The organism is Nocardiopsis metallicus (assembly GCF_014201115.1).
Taxonomy (GTDB): Bacteria; Actinomycetota; Actinomycetes; order Streptosporangiales; family Streptosporangiaceae; genus Nocardiopsis; species Nocardiopsis metallicus.
The window spans coordinates 3,747,514-3,763,729 of the sequence record NZ_JACHDO010000001.1; the positions used below are offsets into that span (position 1 = coordinate 3,747,514).

The 16,216-nt window shown below is 71.7% G+C and carries 10 protein-coding genes; 5 read left to right on the plus strand and 5 right to left on the minus strand.

From position 1 onward, the window contains the following. Window positions 1-250: 250 nt before the first annotated feature. A complete protein-coding gene (gene cobT / locus HNR07_RS16290; RefSeq protein WP_184365721.1) occupies window positions 251-2,902 on the minus strand; it encodes a nicotinate-nucleotide--dimethylbenzimidazole phosphoribosyltransferase in 2,652 nt (883 codons plus the stop codon). A gap of 1,001 nt (window positions 2,903-3,903) precedes the next feature. On the opposite strand from cobT, the gene HNR07_RS16295 reads away from it, so the two are divergent. Both HNR07_RS16295 and HNR07_RS16300 read left to right on the plus strand, forming a co-directional pair. Further along, on the plus strand, window positions 3,904-5,040 hold the full coding sequence (locus HNR07_RS16295) for a peptidoglycan recognition protein family protein (protein ID WP_184365722.1): 1,137 nt from the start codon (window positions 3,904-3,906) through the stop codon (window positions 5,038-5,040). 175 nt (window positions 5,041-5,215) lie between these two features. After that, the gene (locus HNR07_RS16300; protein ID WP_184365723.1) at window positions 5,216-5,791 is read left to right on the plus strand and encodes a GNAT family N-acetyltransferase; all 576 of its coding nucleotides are present in this window, start codon (window positions 5,216-5,218) and stop codon (window positions 5,789-5,791) included. Window positions 5,792-5,960: 169 nt separating this feature from the next. Here the strand turns inward: HNR07_RS16300 and HNR07_RS16305 are convergent, their stop codons facing one another. Next, the gene (locus HNR07_RS16305; RefSeq protein WP_184365724.1) at window positions 5,961-6,248 is read right to left on the minus strand and encodes a DUF6504 family protein; all 288 of its coding nucleotides are present in this window, start codon (window positions 6,246-6,248) and stop codon (window positions 5,961-5,963) included. A gap of 716 nt (window positions 6,249-6,964) precedes the next feature. Here HNR07_RS16305 and HNR07_RS16310 point away from each other — a divergent pair. Together HNR07_RS16310 and HNR07_RS16315 are read left to right on the plus strand one after the other, a co-directional pair. Beyond that, the gene (locus HNR07_RS16310) at window positions 6,965-9,310 is read left to right on the plus strand and encodes a serine/threonine-protein kinase (protein WP_184365725.1); all 2,346 of its coding nucleotides are present in this window, start codon (window positions 6,965-6,967) and stop codon (window positions 9,308-9,310) included. 69 nt (window positions 9,311-9,379) lie between these two features. Then, window positions 9,380-10,345 (plus strand): quinone oxidoreductase family protein, encoded by a 966-nt coding sequence (locus tag HNR07_RS16315; protein ID WP_184365726.1) that lies wholly within the window; start codon window positions 9,380-9,382, stop codon window positions 10,343-10,345. Window positions 10,346-10,460: 115 nt separating this feature from the next. Here the strand turns inward: HNR07_RS16315 and HNR07_RS16320 are convergent, their stop codons facing one another. The 3 genes from HNR07_RS16320 to HNR07_RS16330 all read right to left on the minus strand — a co-directional run bounded on the left by HNR07_RS16320 (window position 10,461) and on the right by HNR07_RS16330 (window position 15,162). Beyond that, window positions 10,461-11,549, minus strand: a complete 1,089-nt coding sequence (locus HNR07_RS16320) for an SPFH domain-containing protein (protein WP_184365727.1) — start codon at window positions 11,547-11,549, stop codon at window positions 10,461-10,463. A gap of 96 nt (window positions 11,550-11,645) precedes the next feature. Further along, entirely contained in the window at window positions 11,646-12,119 is a 474-nt protein-coding gene (locus HNR07_RS16325) for an NfeD family protein (RefSeq protein ID WP_184365728.1), read from the minus strand. 196 nt (window positions 12,120-12,315) lie between these two features. After that, a complete protein-coding gene (locus HNR07_RS16330) occupies window positions 12,316-15,162 on the minus strand; it encodes a penicillin acylase family protein (protein ID WP_184365729.1) in 2,847 nt (948 codons plus the stop codon). A 398-nt stretch (window positions 15,163-15,560) separates the two neighbouring features. Between HNR07_RS16330 and HNR07_RS16335 the strand changes: the two genes are divergently transcribed. Next, window positions 15,561-16,112, plus strand: coding sequence for a hypothetical protein (locus HNR07_RS16335; protein WP_184365730.1), 552 nt, complete (start codon window positions 15,561-15,563; stop codon window positions 16,110-16,112). The last annotated feature ends 104 nt before the right edge of the window (window positions 16,113-16,216 follow it).

Below are 16,216 nucleotides of genomic sequence, written 5' to 3' on the forward strand. Positions count from 1 at the left end.
GGGGGCAGCGCGGAACGAGCGACCCGCAGCGAACGACGGCGGGCGGGCAGTGCAATGCCGTGCAGTGCAGTGCGGGTATCGCAGGGGCGGGTAGCGCAGGGGCGGGTAGCGCAGGGGAACGGCGGTGCCGGGCCGGGTCGAGGCCGGACGGCCGCAAGACCCGGTCTCGGGGTGAACGACGACGGACCCCGGCGCCGGGTCGGGCACCGGGATCCGTCGTCGGTAGCACGCTTCGGTTCGCGGGCTTCGGTTAGTGCGCGGTGGACACACCCGCGGTGTCGAAGGTGGCCACGTTGCGCAGCGCCCTGGCCGACCCCTGCAGCAGCGGCAGCGCCAGCAGCGCGCCCGAACCCTCGCCCAGGCGCATCTCCAGGTCAACCAGCGGGGTCAGCCCGAGGTGTTCCAGGGCCACCGCGTGGCCGGGCTCGGCCGAACGGTGTCCGGCGAAGCAGGCACTGAGCGACTCCGGGGAGATCGCGGCCGCCGCGAGGGCGGCCGAACCGGCGATCACGCCGTCCAGCAGCACCGGCACCCGCAGGGCCGCACCGCCGAGGATGAAACCGGCCAGCGCCGCGTGCTCCAGCCCGCCGAGCGCGGCGAGGGTCCCGATCGGGTCCTCGAGGTCCACCGGGTTGGCCTTCAGCGCCTGGCGGACCACCTCCACCTTGCGCTCGTAGGTGGCGTCGTCGATCCCGGTCCCGCGACCGGTGGCGACCGAGGGATCCGCGCCGGTGAACGCGCACACCAGGGCGGCGGCCGGGGTGGTGTTCCCGATCCCCATGTCGCCGGTGATCAGGCAGCGGTTGCCCGCCGACACCAGGTCCCGGGCGATCTCGATACCGCCCTCCAGCGCCTGGAGCGCCTGGTCCCGGGTCATCGCCGGGCCCTGGGTGAAGTCGGCGGTGCCGCGCGCGACCTTGCGCGGCAGCAGGCCCGATCCCTTCGGCAGGTCGCCGACCACACCGACGTCGATCACGGTGACCTCCGCGCCCACCTGTTCGGCGAAGGCGTTGACCACGGCCCCGCCGTCGAGGAAGTTCTGCACCATCTGCGCGGTGACCTCCTGCGGCCAGGCGGTCACCCCCTGGGCGTACACCCCGTGGTCACCGGCGAACACCGCCACGGCGGCGGGCTCGGGCACCGGCGGGGGGCACTCCCCCGCCAGCCCGGCCAGCTGCACCGAGACCACCTCGAGGATCCCGAGGGACCCCTGTGGCTTGGTCATCCGGTCCTGCCGGTCCCTGGCTTCCTCCACGGCTCGGGCGTTGAGCGCTCCGATGGCGGTGATGGTCTCCTCCAGCAGGGTGGTCGGCTCCTGGCCGGGCAGACCGCGGCGACCGTAACGGTCGCGGTGCACCGCCCAGGACAGGGGACGTCCCTTGGCCCAGCCACCGAGGCTGAGTTCGGGTTCGGTGGGGAACTCCTCGACGTAGCCGACGCACAGGTAGGCGACGACCTCGAGGTGAGAGGGCAGGTCCAGGATGCGGGCGACCTCGCGCTCGTCGGCGAAGGCGACCCAGCCGACACCGAGGCCCTCCGCACGGGCGGCCAGCCACAGGTTCTCCACCGCGAGCGCGGCCGAGTACGAGGCGGGCCTGGAGTGCCGTCCGGGACTGTGCGGTCCGCGACTGGGGTCGACGGTGACGACGACGTTGAGCGGGCTCTCCAGGACCGCCTCGACCTTGAGCCCGGAGAAGGCGTGCGCGCGGGTGGCGGGCCGGGTGTGGGCCTGGGTGTCGCGCTCGTTCTGCGCGAGGTCGCGCACCCTCGAGCGGAGTTCGGGGTCGTCGATGACGAGGAAGTCCCACGGCTGGGTGTGCCCGACGCTGGGCGCCTGGTGGGCGGCTTCCAGCACGCGGGTGAGCACGTCGGCGGGGACCGGCTCGGGACGGAAGCCCGCGCGGACGTCGCGGCGTTCGCGGATGGCGCGGTAGACGGCGGCGCGCTCGGCGTCGTCGAAGGCGTGGTCGGTCCCGTTCCAGACGTCGTCGGCGCCGGGCCGGCCGACGGCCGGAGCGGCCGGGGTTCCCTGGGCCGTCTGCTCCGTCTGGGCGCCCCGGGGCTGCGAGTCCCGGGAGTCGGGGCTGTGGGCCTTGGCGCTCTGAACCTCGGCGTCCTTGGTACGGGCGTCCCGAGCCTGCTCGTTCAGGGCCTGCCGGGCGGCCTGGATGGCCGGGACCAGGGCCGGGGCCTTCTCCTGCGGATCCTCTGGTTCGGTCCGTTGGTGCGGACCGGTGTGCTGCGGTGCCTCGAGGGGCGCCGCTGCTTCGTGTGCGTGCACGGTGTCGCTCTGCTTCGGTTCGGCGGCCGCGGGGTTCTCGTCCGCATGGCCGGGGTTCATGGCAGGCTCGGGCGGCTGGGGCCGCTCGGCCTCTGGAGGATGGGGGTCACGCTGTTCCTGCGGCGCCTGAGGTGCCGGTGGCACCTGTGGCGCCTGTGCGGGCCCGGGGTTACGGGTGCCCGAGCGGAAGGGGATGACGTTGAACCGGGGTTCGCTCAGCGGGGGTGCCAGGGGGGCGGCCGTCGTGGTGTGCGATGCCGGGCGAGGGTTCTCCGGTTCGGGCAGGTCCGGCCCGGGCCGTCCCGGCACCTGGTGCCCGGCGGCCGGTCCGGGTGCGGGTGGCGGGGCGGGTGCCGGCGCGGGATCGGCGGCGTTCTCGGGCGCGGGATGCGGCTCCGGCTGGGCGGGCGGCACCTCCGGTCCCGGGAACGAACGCCGGAAGGGGTTGTGCGGCGGAGCCGCGGGTCTGGGATCGCGCGCCTGGGTGCCCTTGCCGCTCTCCGGCAGTCCGTCCAGGAGGCCGCCCAGGAGCGGTCCCGCGCCGGGCGCGGGACCGCTGCCCCGCCACCTCGAGCCCTCCTGCTCGCCGCGATAGGTGTCCTCGCGGTCATCGTTGGTCATGATCGCTCCCCGAAGAAGAGAAGAGGTCTGTGAGCTGCCCGGTTCCACCTGGTTCGATACGAATTCGGACCAGCGTAGTCCGCGACGGTCACGCCGCTCGCACGGGTCCCCCCGACCCGGCGCGGCTCCCCCGGTCCGAACGCCGGGGTCCTCAAGTCATCACCAACTGTGCCAGAGTCCGCGTGAGTACGCGCTGTGTACTGAAGTCACGGACAGCAACACGAAACCACTCGGCCCCCGCCCCGGAAAGGTGCCATTCTCACGGAAAGCGATGCCGTGATCACGCGAACGAACCCTGAGAAACTCCGCGTTATACGCTTTGACCAGCAGAAACAATGTTTTCGTCGCCGGGGCGACAGCCATCCCGAACCCGCTCGGCTCCGTCGCGAGCGCCTCGCGGTGGGCCGCCAGTTCTTCCACCCGGGCCGCGGCTGGGGTCCCGGGTTCGCAACAGGCCACGGTGGCGGCCGGGGCCGGGGGGGGAGACCGACCACAGCGGCCGCGCCGGGGCCAACCGGGTGGCCGGGTCCGGCGGTGCGAGCAGGCAGCCGGCGCGCGGCCCGGCCGGCGACCAGGTCTTGGTGAGGCCGCGGAGGACCACCAGGCCCGGCAGGTCCGGGCGGGACGCCAGCGACTCCGGCGACCATCGCGCCCGCTGTATCCGGAGTAACCGACATAGCCCGAATATCCGCTGTGACCAGCGGGTTTTCGGACGGGGGCGAAAGCACGCCACGGCACTCCGAAGACCCCACTGAGAGTGCCTCGTGTCACATCCCCGTGTCACCCTGTCCCGGTGCCCGCGCCCCGGTCGCACCCCTGCCCCGGCCCAGGGCGTGTTCGGCGCATGCCGCCCGCCCGTGAACGGTGGTGCACCCGTGCCCCTTGCCCAGACCGCAGGACACGGCGCGAGTGCCAGCGAAGCGGCACGCGGCAGCTCACGTGCCCGCCGAACACGCCTGGGTCCCGGACCGGGACCCACCCCAGAACGGAACGGATCTTCCATGCGACGGCGTACCTTTCTGACCACTGCCACCGCCGCGGTCGGCCTGAGCGCGCTCGCCCCCGCCCTGCCGCCCTCCGCGACCGCCTCCGCCCCGGCCTCCGCAGGCCCGGCCTCCGGGGCCCGCACCGCGCCCCGCGTCCTCGGTGAGCGGGCGATCGCCAGCGGCGCGCTCGTCCGACCGGAACTGCGGTTCGACCTCATCTCCGTCGCCCAGCGGCCCGAGGAGGTCGCCGAGGGCGCCGTCGTGCGCTTCGAGACAGCGGCGGGGACCCTCGGCGACTGGCAGGACCTGCACTTCCACACCGGCGGCCCCGAGCACCTGCCACCGTCGGCCACCGCCCTCGCCAGGGCACCCGAAGACGCGACCGGATACCAGGTGCGCGGGGCGAACGGCGCCGACCTGACCGCCGTGAACGTGCGCGACGGAGAGGAGCTGGGCTTCAGCGGCCGGGAGCGGGTGTCGCTGTCCGCAGAGGACGCGGGGGTCACCACCCTCTCCGGCGGTTCCGTGCTTCGGCTGCGCACCAGGTCGGGGTGGGGCGCCGACGAGTCGCTGCGCTTCGACGAGGACGGAAACGAGCTGTGGCCCGCCCAGTTCCACCGGGTGCAGGCGCTGACCGTGCACCACACGGCGATGGCCACCACCGGCGACCACGCCGCGGACGTGCGGGCCGTGTACCACCTCCACGCCGCCGAGCAGGCGTGGGGCGACATCGGCTACCACCTGCTCGTGGACCCCCGGGGTGTGGTGTACGAGGGCCGCCACTCGGGCGGCGGGGTCCCGGTCTTCCGCACCCTGCCGCTGCCCGGCCTGGCCGAGTCCGTGACGGCCGGGCACGCGTTCGGGTTCAACCACGCCAACATCGGCGTGTGCCTGCTCGGTGACTTCACCGACGAACTCCCCACCCGGGCCGCCCAGGACTCGCTCGTGGACGTTCTCCGGGTGCTGTGCGCGCTGACCGGGGTGGACCCGGCCGCGCGGATCGATTACGTGAACCCGGACACCGGAGTGACAACCCAACAGGAGGCGGTGGCCCGGCACCGGGACCTGCTCGACACGGAGTGCCCGGGCAACGCCTTCGCCGAGGTCTTCGACACGGCCATCCGCCAGCGGGTGGTCAGCGGCCTGCTCTGAATCCCCGGGGTGGCGGGGCGTGTCGGCTCCCCGCCACCGGCCCGTGTGGCCGAGAACCTGTTTCCTCCCGCTCCGCCGAGCACATAACGTGAGTTTCCGCCCGAGCCGCCGAGTGCAAGACTTGGGTGGCGCCCGGTACCAACCGGTCGTTCGAATGCGTAGAGGGAACATCCACATGGCGACAGTCCAGAGCGCTCCGATCATGCCCGCGGTCATCCTGGAGACCGAGCGCCTGCGGCTTCGAGCCCTCCTCGAGGGCGACATCGACGACGTACTCGCCTCGTGTGCGGACCCCGAACTCCAGCGGTGGATTCCGCTGCCCGCCCCCGGGGAGGCCTACACCCGCGCGACGGCCGAGGAGTTCTGCCTGAGGGCCGCCCCGGCGATCCGCACGGGCGGCGACGGCCAGCACTGGGCCATGGTGGACAAGGAGACCGGCCGGTTCACCGGGTCGGTGGCGCTGCTTCGCACGCAGTGGCCCGCCCTGGTCACGGAGATCGGCTACTGGGTCTCGCCCTGGGGCCGCGGCAGGGGGTACGCCACCGAGGCGGTCGTGGCGGTCTCCCGCTGGGCCGTGGACCAGGGGTTCCAACGGGTGGAGCTCAAGGCAGCCGTGGGCAACACGGGTTCGCGCAAGGTGGCCGAGGCCGCCGGGTTCACCCCCGAGGGCACCGAGCGCAACGCCATGCCGCTGCACCAGGGCCGTTCCGACCTGGCGGTGTACGGGCTCATCCCGGCCGACCTCGCCTGAGGCCCTGCGGCGCTGAGACCCTGAGGAGCAAAACTCCACGCTCCACCAAGCGCGCCGGCCGCGCCAGCCGTGCCGGGCTGCCCGCGGCACGTACTCAGACCCGTGCCCCGCTCGAGCGCCGCGGCTCACACAGCGGCCCGGGGCCCGGCCCCGCCGCGCCCCGGCCGGATCATCCCCAGACGCGGGAGAGCAGCCACTCATCGGTCGCGGTGTCCTGGCGGAGTTCGTACACGCCCTGCGAGTAGGCCGATCCGGCCTCCACCCGCCAGTGTCTGCGCTCGGGGACCTGGGAGTCCGCACCGGGCGTCCAGTCCCTGCGCAGGGTCACCCAGTGGTCGATGATCCTGCGTATCCCGTACACCCGCCCCTCCCAGGTGAACCGGGTCGGCCGACCTTCCGCCTCGACGACCGTGACGTGCGCCCCGTAGTACCGCCCCACGACAGTTCCCCCCAGCATCGGCCGACTCCTGTTGCTCTCGCCTGCGTTACCCTGCGCCCTGCCGCGTTCGCGGGCACACCACCGACAGGGCCCGACCGCGGGGAAGTACGGCCAAACCTTCGAACATGCATTCGAATACTAGCGAAAGGAGGGGTTCCGTGGAACTGATTCCGTATTTGCGTCATCCCCATCTGTGAGACCGGTCGTGGCTCCCGTCGCGACAGCGGCCGCGGGAACCACCACGCCCCCGGCCGCGTGCCAGGCCGTGTCCCCGCATCCGCAGCGGGATCGGTACTCTGACCGCCCGTCCCCAGCCATCCCGTCGCCCCGCCCCAGGGGCGCAGCGCACCCCTCGATCCGATGAGGCCCCCACATGCCGAACGGGCACGACAACCCCGCCCCGGTACCCTGGCGACCCCCACGAGCTGGGCGGTTACCGGGTTCCGCGCCGCCTCGGACCCGGTGGCACGGGCACCGTGCACCTGGCCCGGGCGCCCCTTCGAAGAGCAGGTCGCACCCAAGGTCATCCATCCGGACCTGGCCGGGGCGCATCCTTCCGGGGCCTGTTCGAGAGCTTCCGGCTGGCCGAGATCCTCGATGACTGACCCGCGTCCCCCCAGTTCGGGCCCGCTCCCGGCCCGGAACAACCGAGTAACACCGCAAACGCGTCGGCGTGTCGAGGTCGGTACGCTGTTAGGCGCGAATCACACGATCCATACGAGGGACCCCCAACTGTGACGTCCAACGGACACGAAAGCGGCAAACCCCTGCGCGCGGGGGATCCGCGCGAACTCGACGGTTACCGCATCGTCAGCCGTCTGGGACGCGGTGGCATGGGCACCGTCTACCTCGCCAAGGACTCCGCCGACCGCTCCGTTGCCGTCAAGCTGATCCACCCGGACCTGGCCGACGACGAGTCCTTCCGGCTGCGTTTCGCGCGCGAGGTCGCCTCCGCGCGCCGGGTCGCCCGCTTCTCCACCGCCGGGGTCATCGACGCCCGTCTGGAGGGCGAGCCCCTCTTCATCGTCTCGGAGTACGTGCCCGGCCCGAACCTGGACGAGGCGGTCCGGCACGGCGAGCCGATGCACGGCGGAACACTCGAGGGTCTGGCGATGGGTGTGGCGGCGGCGCTCACCGCCATCCACGGTTCGGGGATCGTGCACCGCGACCTCAAACCCGCCAACGTCCTGCTCTCCCCGGTCGGCCCCAAGGTGATCGACTTCGGAATCGCGCGCGCCCTGGACGACGCGAGCGGAGCGGTCACCCGCTCCAGCCAGCTCATGGGCACCCCCTCCTACATGGCGCCCGAGCTGATCCTGGGCGAGCAGGCCACCGCCGCCGCCGACATCTTCGCGTGGGGCTGCCTGGTGGCCTTCGCCGGGACCGGGAAGGCGCCCTTCGACGCGGGTACCGTCCCGGCTGTCCTGCACAACATCTCTTCGGCGCAGCCCAAGTTGGACGGGCTCGACCCGAGTCTGCTGGACCTGGTCGGCGCCGCGCTGGACAAGAAGCCGGAGAACCGGCCCACCTCCCAGCAGCTGCTCGCCCGGCTGACCGGCCAGCAGGATCCGGAGGAGGCGGTTATCCGGCGCACGATCAGCACCTCGTGGGCGCCGCCGAGCAGTTCCCCAGTGCCCGGCCTACCTCCTCAGGCCACCGATCCGGAGCTGGCCGAACAGGCTTCGGGCGCTGCCGCCACTCCACCGCAGGACCTGCCCTCGGGTCCCGCGGCCCCGGATCCGACGACACCGGTGAGCACCCCGCCCTCGAACGGTTTCACCCCGACGACGTCGCAGCAGGCGTCGCCGACCCATCAGGGGCAGCCGCCGGTGCCGCCCACCCAGCAGGTCCAGTCGCCGTACCAGGGACAGCAGAACCCGGCGGGGCAGTTCCCCCACGCGAACCCGGCACAGTCCGGCCCGCAGTCGGGCGCCCAGCAGGGCGGCTACGGCCAGTACCCGAACCAGGCCGGCCACGGCGGTCCTGGCGGCGGCTACCCGCCCGCGGGCCAGCACCAGCAGTACGGCCAGCCCTCGTACGGGCAACCCCCGTACGGGCAGCACGGCCAATCCCAGCAAGCCCAGGCCCAACACGGTCAGGCCCCCTACGGGCAGTCACCGTCCCACGGACAGCCCGCTCACACCGCGTACAACGGCCCAGGTGGCCCGGGTGGCCCGAATGGCCCGGGTGGCCCGGGTGGCCCCGGGCAGCGACCGAACGGGGCGGACGGCAACTCCACGGGCGGTCGTCGCAAGCTGCTGCTCATCGGCGGCGCCGCGGCCGCGGTCACGCTGGTCGTCGGCGTGGGCGCCACGGTGTTGCTCTCCGGTTCGGACAGCCCGCCCGAGGACACCACCAGCATCTACGTCACGGACTTCGCCACCGACCCCGGTTGGAGCGGGTTCCGTACCTTCGACCCGGACGACCCCGAGGAGACCGACGGGTACTGGGACCAGCAAAACGCCCTGATCCTCCAGCTCGACCCGGGCCGGAACCCGTCCCGCGGCGAGGTCGCCCCCTACGACCGGGAGACCCCCGAGCGCGTCCTCATCAGCACCGATCTCGCACCGCTGCGCGGCCCGGCCGAGACCAGCCTCGGGGTGCGCTGCTGGGACCAGGAGGGCGACGACGAGCGCACGATGTACGAGGCACTGCTGCGCTTCGACGGCGAGCAGGCGCAGATCCGCCGGGTGACGGAGGAGAGCGGGGACACCGCGATCGCCGAGACCAGGGACGTCCCGGGGTTCGAGACCTTCGACCTCCTCAACGAGGAGCGCGACGCGGACGTCGAGGGCCTGCCCTACGACGTGCGGGTGGACGACCTGACCACGAACCACCTCCAGTTCGCCTGCGAGTACGTGGCCGAGGACGGCGACGACCCGTACATGGACCTGCGTCTGTGGGTCAACGGCGAGCTCGTGCTCTCCGCCACGGACCAGCAGCCACTCCCGGACGACAGCGGCCTCGACGACGACGAACGGCGGCGGGTCGGCGTCGTCGTGCGCCCCGGAGCGGGCACGGAGCCGGTCGCCGCCGTCTACACGAACTACGCTCTGCACAGGATCAACGTCGACGACTGACCCCGCCTCGGGCACCGCCGGTCACACGCCTCGGAACCGGGAGCGGGCAGGCCCCCAGCGAGGAGAATCATGCGCGCGATCGTGATCAAGGAGTACGGCGGCCCCGAGGTGCTGCGGCTGGCCGAGACCGAGGCACCCGTCCCGGGCCCGGGTGAGGTCCTGGTGGACGTCGGGGCCCGAGGCGTCAACTTCATCGACGTCTACCAGCGCAGCGGCGCCTACCAGGTGCCCCTCCCCTACATCCCCGGCATGGAGGCCGCCGGTGTGGTCGCCGCCCTGGGTGAGGGTGTGCGCGACTTCGAGGTGGGTCAGCGGGTGGCCTGGGCGATGGCCTCGGGCGGCTACGCCGACCAGGCGGTGGTCAGCGCCTCCCTGCTGCTGCCCGTGCCCGACGCCGTCAGCACCGAGCAGGCGGCCGCGCTGCTGCTCCAGGGAATGACCGCCCACTACCTCACCCACTCGGTGCACCCGGTGGCCGAGGGCGAGACCGTGCTGGTGCACGCCGCCGCGGGCGGTACCGGGCTGCTCATCACCCAGCTGGCCAAGGCCCGCGGCGCCCGGGTGATCGGCACCGTCTCCACCGAGGCCAAGGAGCGCACCGCCCGGGAGGCGGGCGCCGACGAGATCATCCGCTACACCGAGGCCCCGGTGGCCCCGACCGTGCGTGAGCTCACCGGGGGCAAGGGGGTGGCGGCGGTCTACGACGGGGTCGGTCGGGCCACCTTCGACGCCAGCCTGGAGTCGTTGCGTCCGCGCGGCGTGCTGGCGCTGTTCGGCCAGTCCAGCGGCGCGGTGGAGCCCGTGGACCCGCAGCGGCTCAACACCGCGGGTTCGGTGTACCTGACCCGCCCCTCACTCGCCCACTTCGTGGCCGAGCGCGAGGAGCTCCTGGACCGGGCGGGCGACCTGTTCGGGCTGGTGGAACAGGGCCGCCTGGACGTGCGGATCGGTGGCCGCTACGAGCTCGGCGAGGCCGGTCAGGCGCAGGCCGACCTGGCCTCGCGGGAGACCACCGGCAAGCTGCTGCTGGTCTGAGCCCCACCCGGACCGCCGGTCCGGATACCCCCGGCTGAAGCCTGACGGCGGCGGTGCCGAGCCCCCTTTCCACCGGGACCACCACCGCCGCCGTTCCTCGTTCGTACGTCGGGGGTCAGTCGCTCTCGCGGGGCTCGGGCGTCGACCCCATCCTGGCGCCGGCCCTGCGGACGTCGTCGCGCGCGTCAGCGACCGCGCGTTCGGCGGCCTGGGCCGCATCAGCCGCCGCCTGCGCCGAGGCGGAGGCCTGTGCGGGGTCGGGCCCGGTGATCTGCGTCGGCCCCTCCGAAGGTTCCGCCTCACCCTGCCGCTTGGTGGTGGAGGGCGCGCTCCGGGCGGCCTCGCCCGCGAAGGCGTGGCTCACGTTCTTGACCGCCTCGGTCAGCTCGCCCGGGATCACCCAGAAGGTGTTGCCGTCGCCCTCGGCCAGGCTGGGCAGGGTCTCCAGGTACTTGTAGGCGAGCAGCTTGGCGTCGGCGTTGTTGGCGTGCACCGCCTGGAAGACGCGTTCGATCGCCTTGGCCTCACCGTCGGCCCGGAGGATCGCCGCCTGCTGTTCACCCTGGGCCTCCAGGATGGCCTGCTGACGCGCACCTTCGGCCTTGAGGATGCGGGACTGCCGCTCACCCTCGGCGTGCAGGATGGCCGCGCGCTTGTCGCGGTCGGCCCGCATCTGCTTCTCCATCGCCTCCTTGATGGTCGGCGGCGGGTCGATCGCCTTGATCTCGACCCGGTTGATGCGGATGCCCCACTTGCCGGTGGTCTCGTCCAGGACCCCGCGCAGCCGGGTGTTGATCTCCTCGCGCGAGGTGAGGGTCCTCTCCAGGTCCATGGAGCCGATGACGTTGCGCAGCGTGGTGACGGTGAGCTGGTCTATGGCCTGGATGTAGTTGGCGACCTCGTAGGCCGCCGCCTTGGGATGGGTGATCTGGTAGTACAGGACGGTGTCTATGTTGACCACGAGGTTGTCCTCGGTGATCACTGGCTGCGGGCGCGAGGTGAAGACCTGTTCGCGCAGGTCGAACTTGGTGTTGACCCGGTCCACTCCCGGGATGATGAAGTTCAGTCCAGGGTCGAAGGTGCGGATGTAGCGCCCGAAGCGCTCGATGTTGTACGCCCGCGCCTGCGGGACGATGCGGATCGCCGACAACGCGATGGCGACCAGGATGACGGCGAAAATGATGAGCGGTATGGCAGATTCCATGTTCTGCACCTGTACCTAGGTCGAGGTCGTGGCTGTGACGCGGTTCCGTGTCGGGCTACGGATCGGGGTGGTGAAGGGGTCCGTAGCCGCTCGTGCTCAGTTCTGTTCGGGGCGGTTCTGTTCGGGTAGTTCGGGCAGCGCCTCACGCGGGTAGACCACGGCGGTGGCACCGTCGATCTCCATGACGTCCACATGCGCTCCCACCGGGATCACCAGGTCCTCGTCGATGCAGCGTGCCGACCACTCCTCTCCCTGAAGCTTGACTCTTCCGTTGTCGGCGTCGACCTCCTGGAGGACGACAGCGGAGCGGCCGACCAGGGCCGCCGTGCCGGAGCGTACGTCCGGGCCGCGCTTGAGTTGTCGGTCCATGATCGGTTTGACCAGGACGAGTCCGGCCGCGGCCGCGGCGGCGAAACCGATGATCTGCACGACTACCGGGAATCCGATGGCGCCCAGGAGGCCGGCGATCAGCGCGGCCGCCGCGAGCAGGCCCAGGACGAAGGTCAGCGTGAAGAACTCCGCGACTCCGAGCCCGGCCGCGATGATGATCCAGATCAGCCAGACAGGCATTTTCCTGTGGCCCTCCCCGCTGTGGTTTCGGGTATCCCTAAAGCTACCCACACAAGCCCGCCAAACCACAAGATCCCCGTAACGGATGCACGATCGCGGTCCGCGTCGCCCCGCTGCCGGGGCACCGCGGACCGCGTCCGTCACTGTCGGAGGTCCTGGCCTCCGGGGCCCGGGAGTCCCCTCCCGGTTCGTCCGGTCACCTCCCGCCGGAGAACTGGTAGACGACCTGGTAGGTGGGCCGGTTCTGCCAGGCGATCGGCCACATGCCGATACCGCCCACCGCCTGGTGGATCACCGTGTCCGCGCAGAGCTGGTCACCCGCCGAGCAGTGCTCGCCGCCGGGGTAGACGTCGCCCGCCGGGACCGCCGCCGCCTCCGCGAGGCTGTCCAGCAGGACCGTGCGGCAGGAGTCGGGGTCGCCCTCACCGCAGTAGACCTCGTCACCGAGCGCGCCCTCCACGCCTTGGCCCAGGACCGTGCGCAGGTCCTTGTGCACGTAGGACCACCAGCCGTACTGGAAGGCCGAACCCACGTGCCCGACACCCGACGGGGACTCGTCGACCGAGGCGGCGCGGGTCAGCTGCGTGTAGAGGTCCTCGCCCAGGCCGGGTTCGAACTGGGCCCGGACCAGCAGCGGCCACCAGGCGTCCAACACGCGGATGGCGTCGGCGTGCTCGTAGTACCCGGCGTCGCGCCGGGGTTCACGGCGCAGGGAGCCGGACTCGGTCCAGGCGCGCAGGGCCTCGACCGTCTCGGCGAGTTCGGGGTCCTCGACGGCCTCGGTGTCGAGGACCTCCAGGAGCACGGGCAGAACCTGTTCGGCGCGCAGGTCGGCGACCCCGGCCTCCATCATCGTGGCGGTGAGCGAGGCGGGGGTGAACTGGTGCCCCTCTCCGATCAGCCCGGCCACCCTGGCGTCCAGCAGGTCGTTGCGGTGCACCGATCCGGTGGACCAGCCCGAGGTGTACCCCTGGGCGGGCTTGTTGTTCCAGTTGACGATGTAGTCCGGGTTGATCTCCTGCGGGTGGTCCGACTGCGGGTGGTAGTCGGCCTCGTTGGTGGCCGGGTCCCAGCCGGACCAACCGGCGCCGGAGTAGGCGTCGATGGGCAGGTTCGGGTTGGTGCCCTCGGTCCGGACCGGGTTGGCGCCGGAGTTGATGAAGGCGATGTCCTCGCTGTCCACGTAGTGCCAGTTGAACGCGTACCCGATGTCACCCGCCGCCTCGGTGAAGGTCTCGGCGGAGGTGACCGCGTCCGGGTCGTTGAACTGCTGGAAGCCGAGGATGGAGTCGACCTCGCGCATGTAGGTGGACCGCAGCTCGGTGAAGGCCACCGGGGCGCCGTCCACGGTGGCGAAGGACCGCACCAGCCCGAATTCGGACCGCAGGGAGGTCAGGGTGTAGCCCCCGGCCGGGGTGCCGTCGGCGACGGTGGGCTTCCAGTCGTTGCTGACGCTCAGCTCCTCGAAGTCCACGCACTCCCCGGCGGTGTCGACGTAGGCGCGCGAGGAGGTGGAAGGGGCGGAGCCGTCGGTCTCGCACAGCTCCACCGCGAAGGTGTCGGTGATGTCCTGGCCCGCCGAGGTGGCGCTCCAGGCGTAGTCCACGCCGCGGCCCATCTGGACGTAGAAGCTCACCCCCGCGAAGGAGGCGCCCCGGGCGCTGATCCCGGGCCCCTGGAGTTCCTGGAGCATGAGGAGCTGCGGGGAGAAGTAACCGGTCTGGGGTCCCATGACGGCGACCGGGTTGCCGCTCTCGGTATGGGCACCCGAGACGAGCAGGGCGTTGGACATGCCGCGCGGGTCGAGGAAGCCCTCGGGCAGGACCCCGTCGTCGAAGATGCCCTCGGCGGCGGACAGGTCGCCGTCCTCGACCATCTGCTCGAGTTCGGCCCGCTGCTCCTCGGGGAGTTCCTCGACGGTGGGCGCGTCGGGTCCGGGCGCGTCCTCGTCGGCCGAGGTCTGGGCGCGGGGTTCGGCCGCGGCGGCGGAGGCCGCGGATCCGTACTCGTCGTGGACGATGCTGTAGGGCTCGACCGAACCGGGGTCGGGCGCGACCTCGCCGACCGGGCTGTCCGGGGTCTGGCTGTAGGGGAACTCGCCATCGACGCTGACCGAGGCCTCGGGGTCGTTCTCCATGCGCCAGGCGTGCCAGAGTTCCAGGCCCTCCTCCGCGCCGTAGCGGTCCTGGAAGTTGGCGAGCACGATGGCGGCCTGGACCTCACCGCCGCCACCGCCGCCGAAGATGCCGCCGACCATCGCGGCGATCCCGACCACGTCGGTGGGCGTGAAGTGCTCGATCCTTCCCCGGTTGGTGATGGCGTTCTTGTGGCCGGTCAGGACGTACTCGCCCGGGAAGTAGCGGCCGCGGTCGGCGGCGTCGATGTAGCTGTTGACCCCTTCCAGGTAGGCGTCGACGTCGGCGAGGGCCTGCTCGCCGCGTTCACCGCTGTTCGCGACCCGGTCGACCTGGGCCTGCTTGTCCTCCTCGGTGTAGGGCGCGGTGCTCCACAGGTCCTGTTCGAGGCCGCGGTTGCCCACGGCCCCGCCCGCGAAGGAGGTGAGTTCACCGCGGCCGACCCGGCGCAGTACGTCCATGAGGAAGAGGCGGTCCTCGCCGGCGGCGTACCCGGCACCGAACATGGTGCCCTCGCGGGTGGTGCCCTCGATGTGCGGGATGCCGTGCTGGCGGTCCCGGGTGATGGTGACGTCCGCGCGCGGTTTGTACCGGCGGTCGACGTTCCCGGCGTCCACGCCGAAGCTGGCGTCGATGAAGAAGTCGTCGAGGCCCTCGTCGGTGAGGCCGTCGTAGTGGTGCACGAGGTTGTCGTACATGTCGAGCTGGCTGGAGGAGTGCTTGGGCCGGGTACCGAAGGCCTGGTGGCCGAGGATCTCGATCAGGGTGGCGCTGCCGTTCTGACCGGGCGGGAGGATGTCCAGGCAGCCCGCGGGCGCGCAGTAGTCCTCGTAGGCGGGTGCGGCCATGGCGGGTGCGGCGGGCAGGGCGGCGACCGTGGACGCGACGACCGCGAGGGCCGCGCTCACGGCTCCGGTGCGGAGCCTGAGGCGGAGCGAGGAGGGTCGGGGAGGGACGGACCCGGGACGTGCGGGTCCGGAGTGGTCGGGGCCGGGGGAGGGCGCTCGAAGGTTCGGGGGCATGTGCTGTCACCACCTGGGGGTGCGGGCGATGGAGGCGATGGTTGTGCCGAATTTACTCACGGGTAAGGAAATCGCGAAAGACTTTCACGTTTACCGGCCGAAGATGGGTCACGGTCCCCGAAATCCCGTGGTTTACAGTGACCCATGCCACACCAGGAGAAATCCGCGGGCTCACCGCGTACTGGCCCCGACACAAAGGGTTGACTCTGGCCACATCCGGCCACGACCCGCTTCCCTTCGAGGGCGGGGCGTGACCACCCGGCGTCCTTTGACACAATCGCCGCATGAACCAGTACCCCGATCCCCCTCAGGGTGAGCCCTGGCAGCAGCCCGGCGACCGCAACCCCGCCTGGGGCATGCCTCCCGAACAGCACACCGGCGGCCAGCTCGAGCCCTACGGCAACCCCACCGGCGGCCAGCTCGAGCCCTACGGCAACCCCACCGGCGGCTACCAGCCGTTCGGCGCGAGCGGCGTTCCCGACCACTCCGAGCCCACCCTCGACACCATCGGGGACATCGCGATCACGCAGAACACCGTGATCACCCCGTCCGGCCGCTTCCCCATCAAGGGGACCGTGTGGACCATGTCCGACATGAGCCGAACAGAGCGGACCACCCCCACCTGGGCGATCATCGTCGCCATCCTCGTCTTCTGGTGGACCTGCCTCCTCGGTCTGCTCTTCCTCCTGGTCAAGGAGACCAAGACGACCGGGCACGTCCAGATCACCGTTCAGGGCGGCGGCCACTACCACGCCACCCAGATCATGGTGAACAACCCGGCCTACGTGCACCACCTCAGCCAGCAGGTCAACTACGCACGCTCCCTCGCGGCCTGAGCCCCGCCCTGGGGACCGCTCTACAACCGGTGCCCAGCCCCGCCCGGCGGGATGATCCGTGTCCCGCCGGGCTCCAGAGCGTCTTCGCACCAGCAAATTCAACC

Bases quoted from the DNA above. Each gene is read 5' to 3' on its own strand.
- cobT (WP_184365721.1), bottom strand. From the start codon at position 2,902: ATGACCAACGATGACCGCGAGGACACCTATCGCGGCGAGCAGGAGGGC.
- HNR07_RS16320 (WP_184365727.1), bottom strand. From the start codon at position 11,549: ATGGAATCTGCCATACCGCTCATCATTTTCGCCGTCATCCTGGTCGCC.
- HNR07_RS16315 (WP_184365726.1), top strand. From the start codon at position 9,380: ATGCGCGCGATCGTGATCAAGGAGTACGGCGGCCCCGAGGTGCTGCGG.
- HNR07_RS16305 (WP_184365724.1), bottom strand. From the start codon at position 6,248: ATGCTGGGGGGAACTGTCGTGGGGCGGTACTACGGGGCGCACGTCACG.
- HNR07_RS16300 (WP_184365723.1), top strand. From the start codon at position 5,216: ATGGCGACAGTCCAGAGCGCTCCGATCATGCCCGCGGTCATCCTGGAG.
- HNR07_RS16335 (WP_184365730.1), top strand. From the start codon at position 15,561: ATGAACCAGTACCCCGATCCCCCTCAGGGTGAGCCCTGGCAGCAGCCC.
- HNR07_RS16325 (WP_184365728.1), bottom strand. From the start codon at position 12,119: ATGCCTGTCTGGCTGATCTGGATCATCATCGCGGCCGGGCTCGGAGTC.
- HNR07_RS16295 (WP_184365722.1), top strand. From the start codon at position 3,904: ATGCGACGGCGTACCTTTCTGACCACTGCCACCGCCGCGGTCGGCCTG.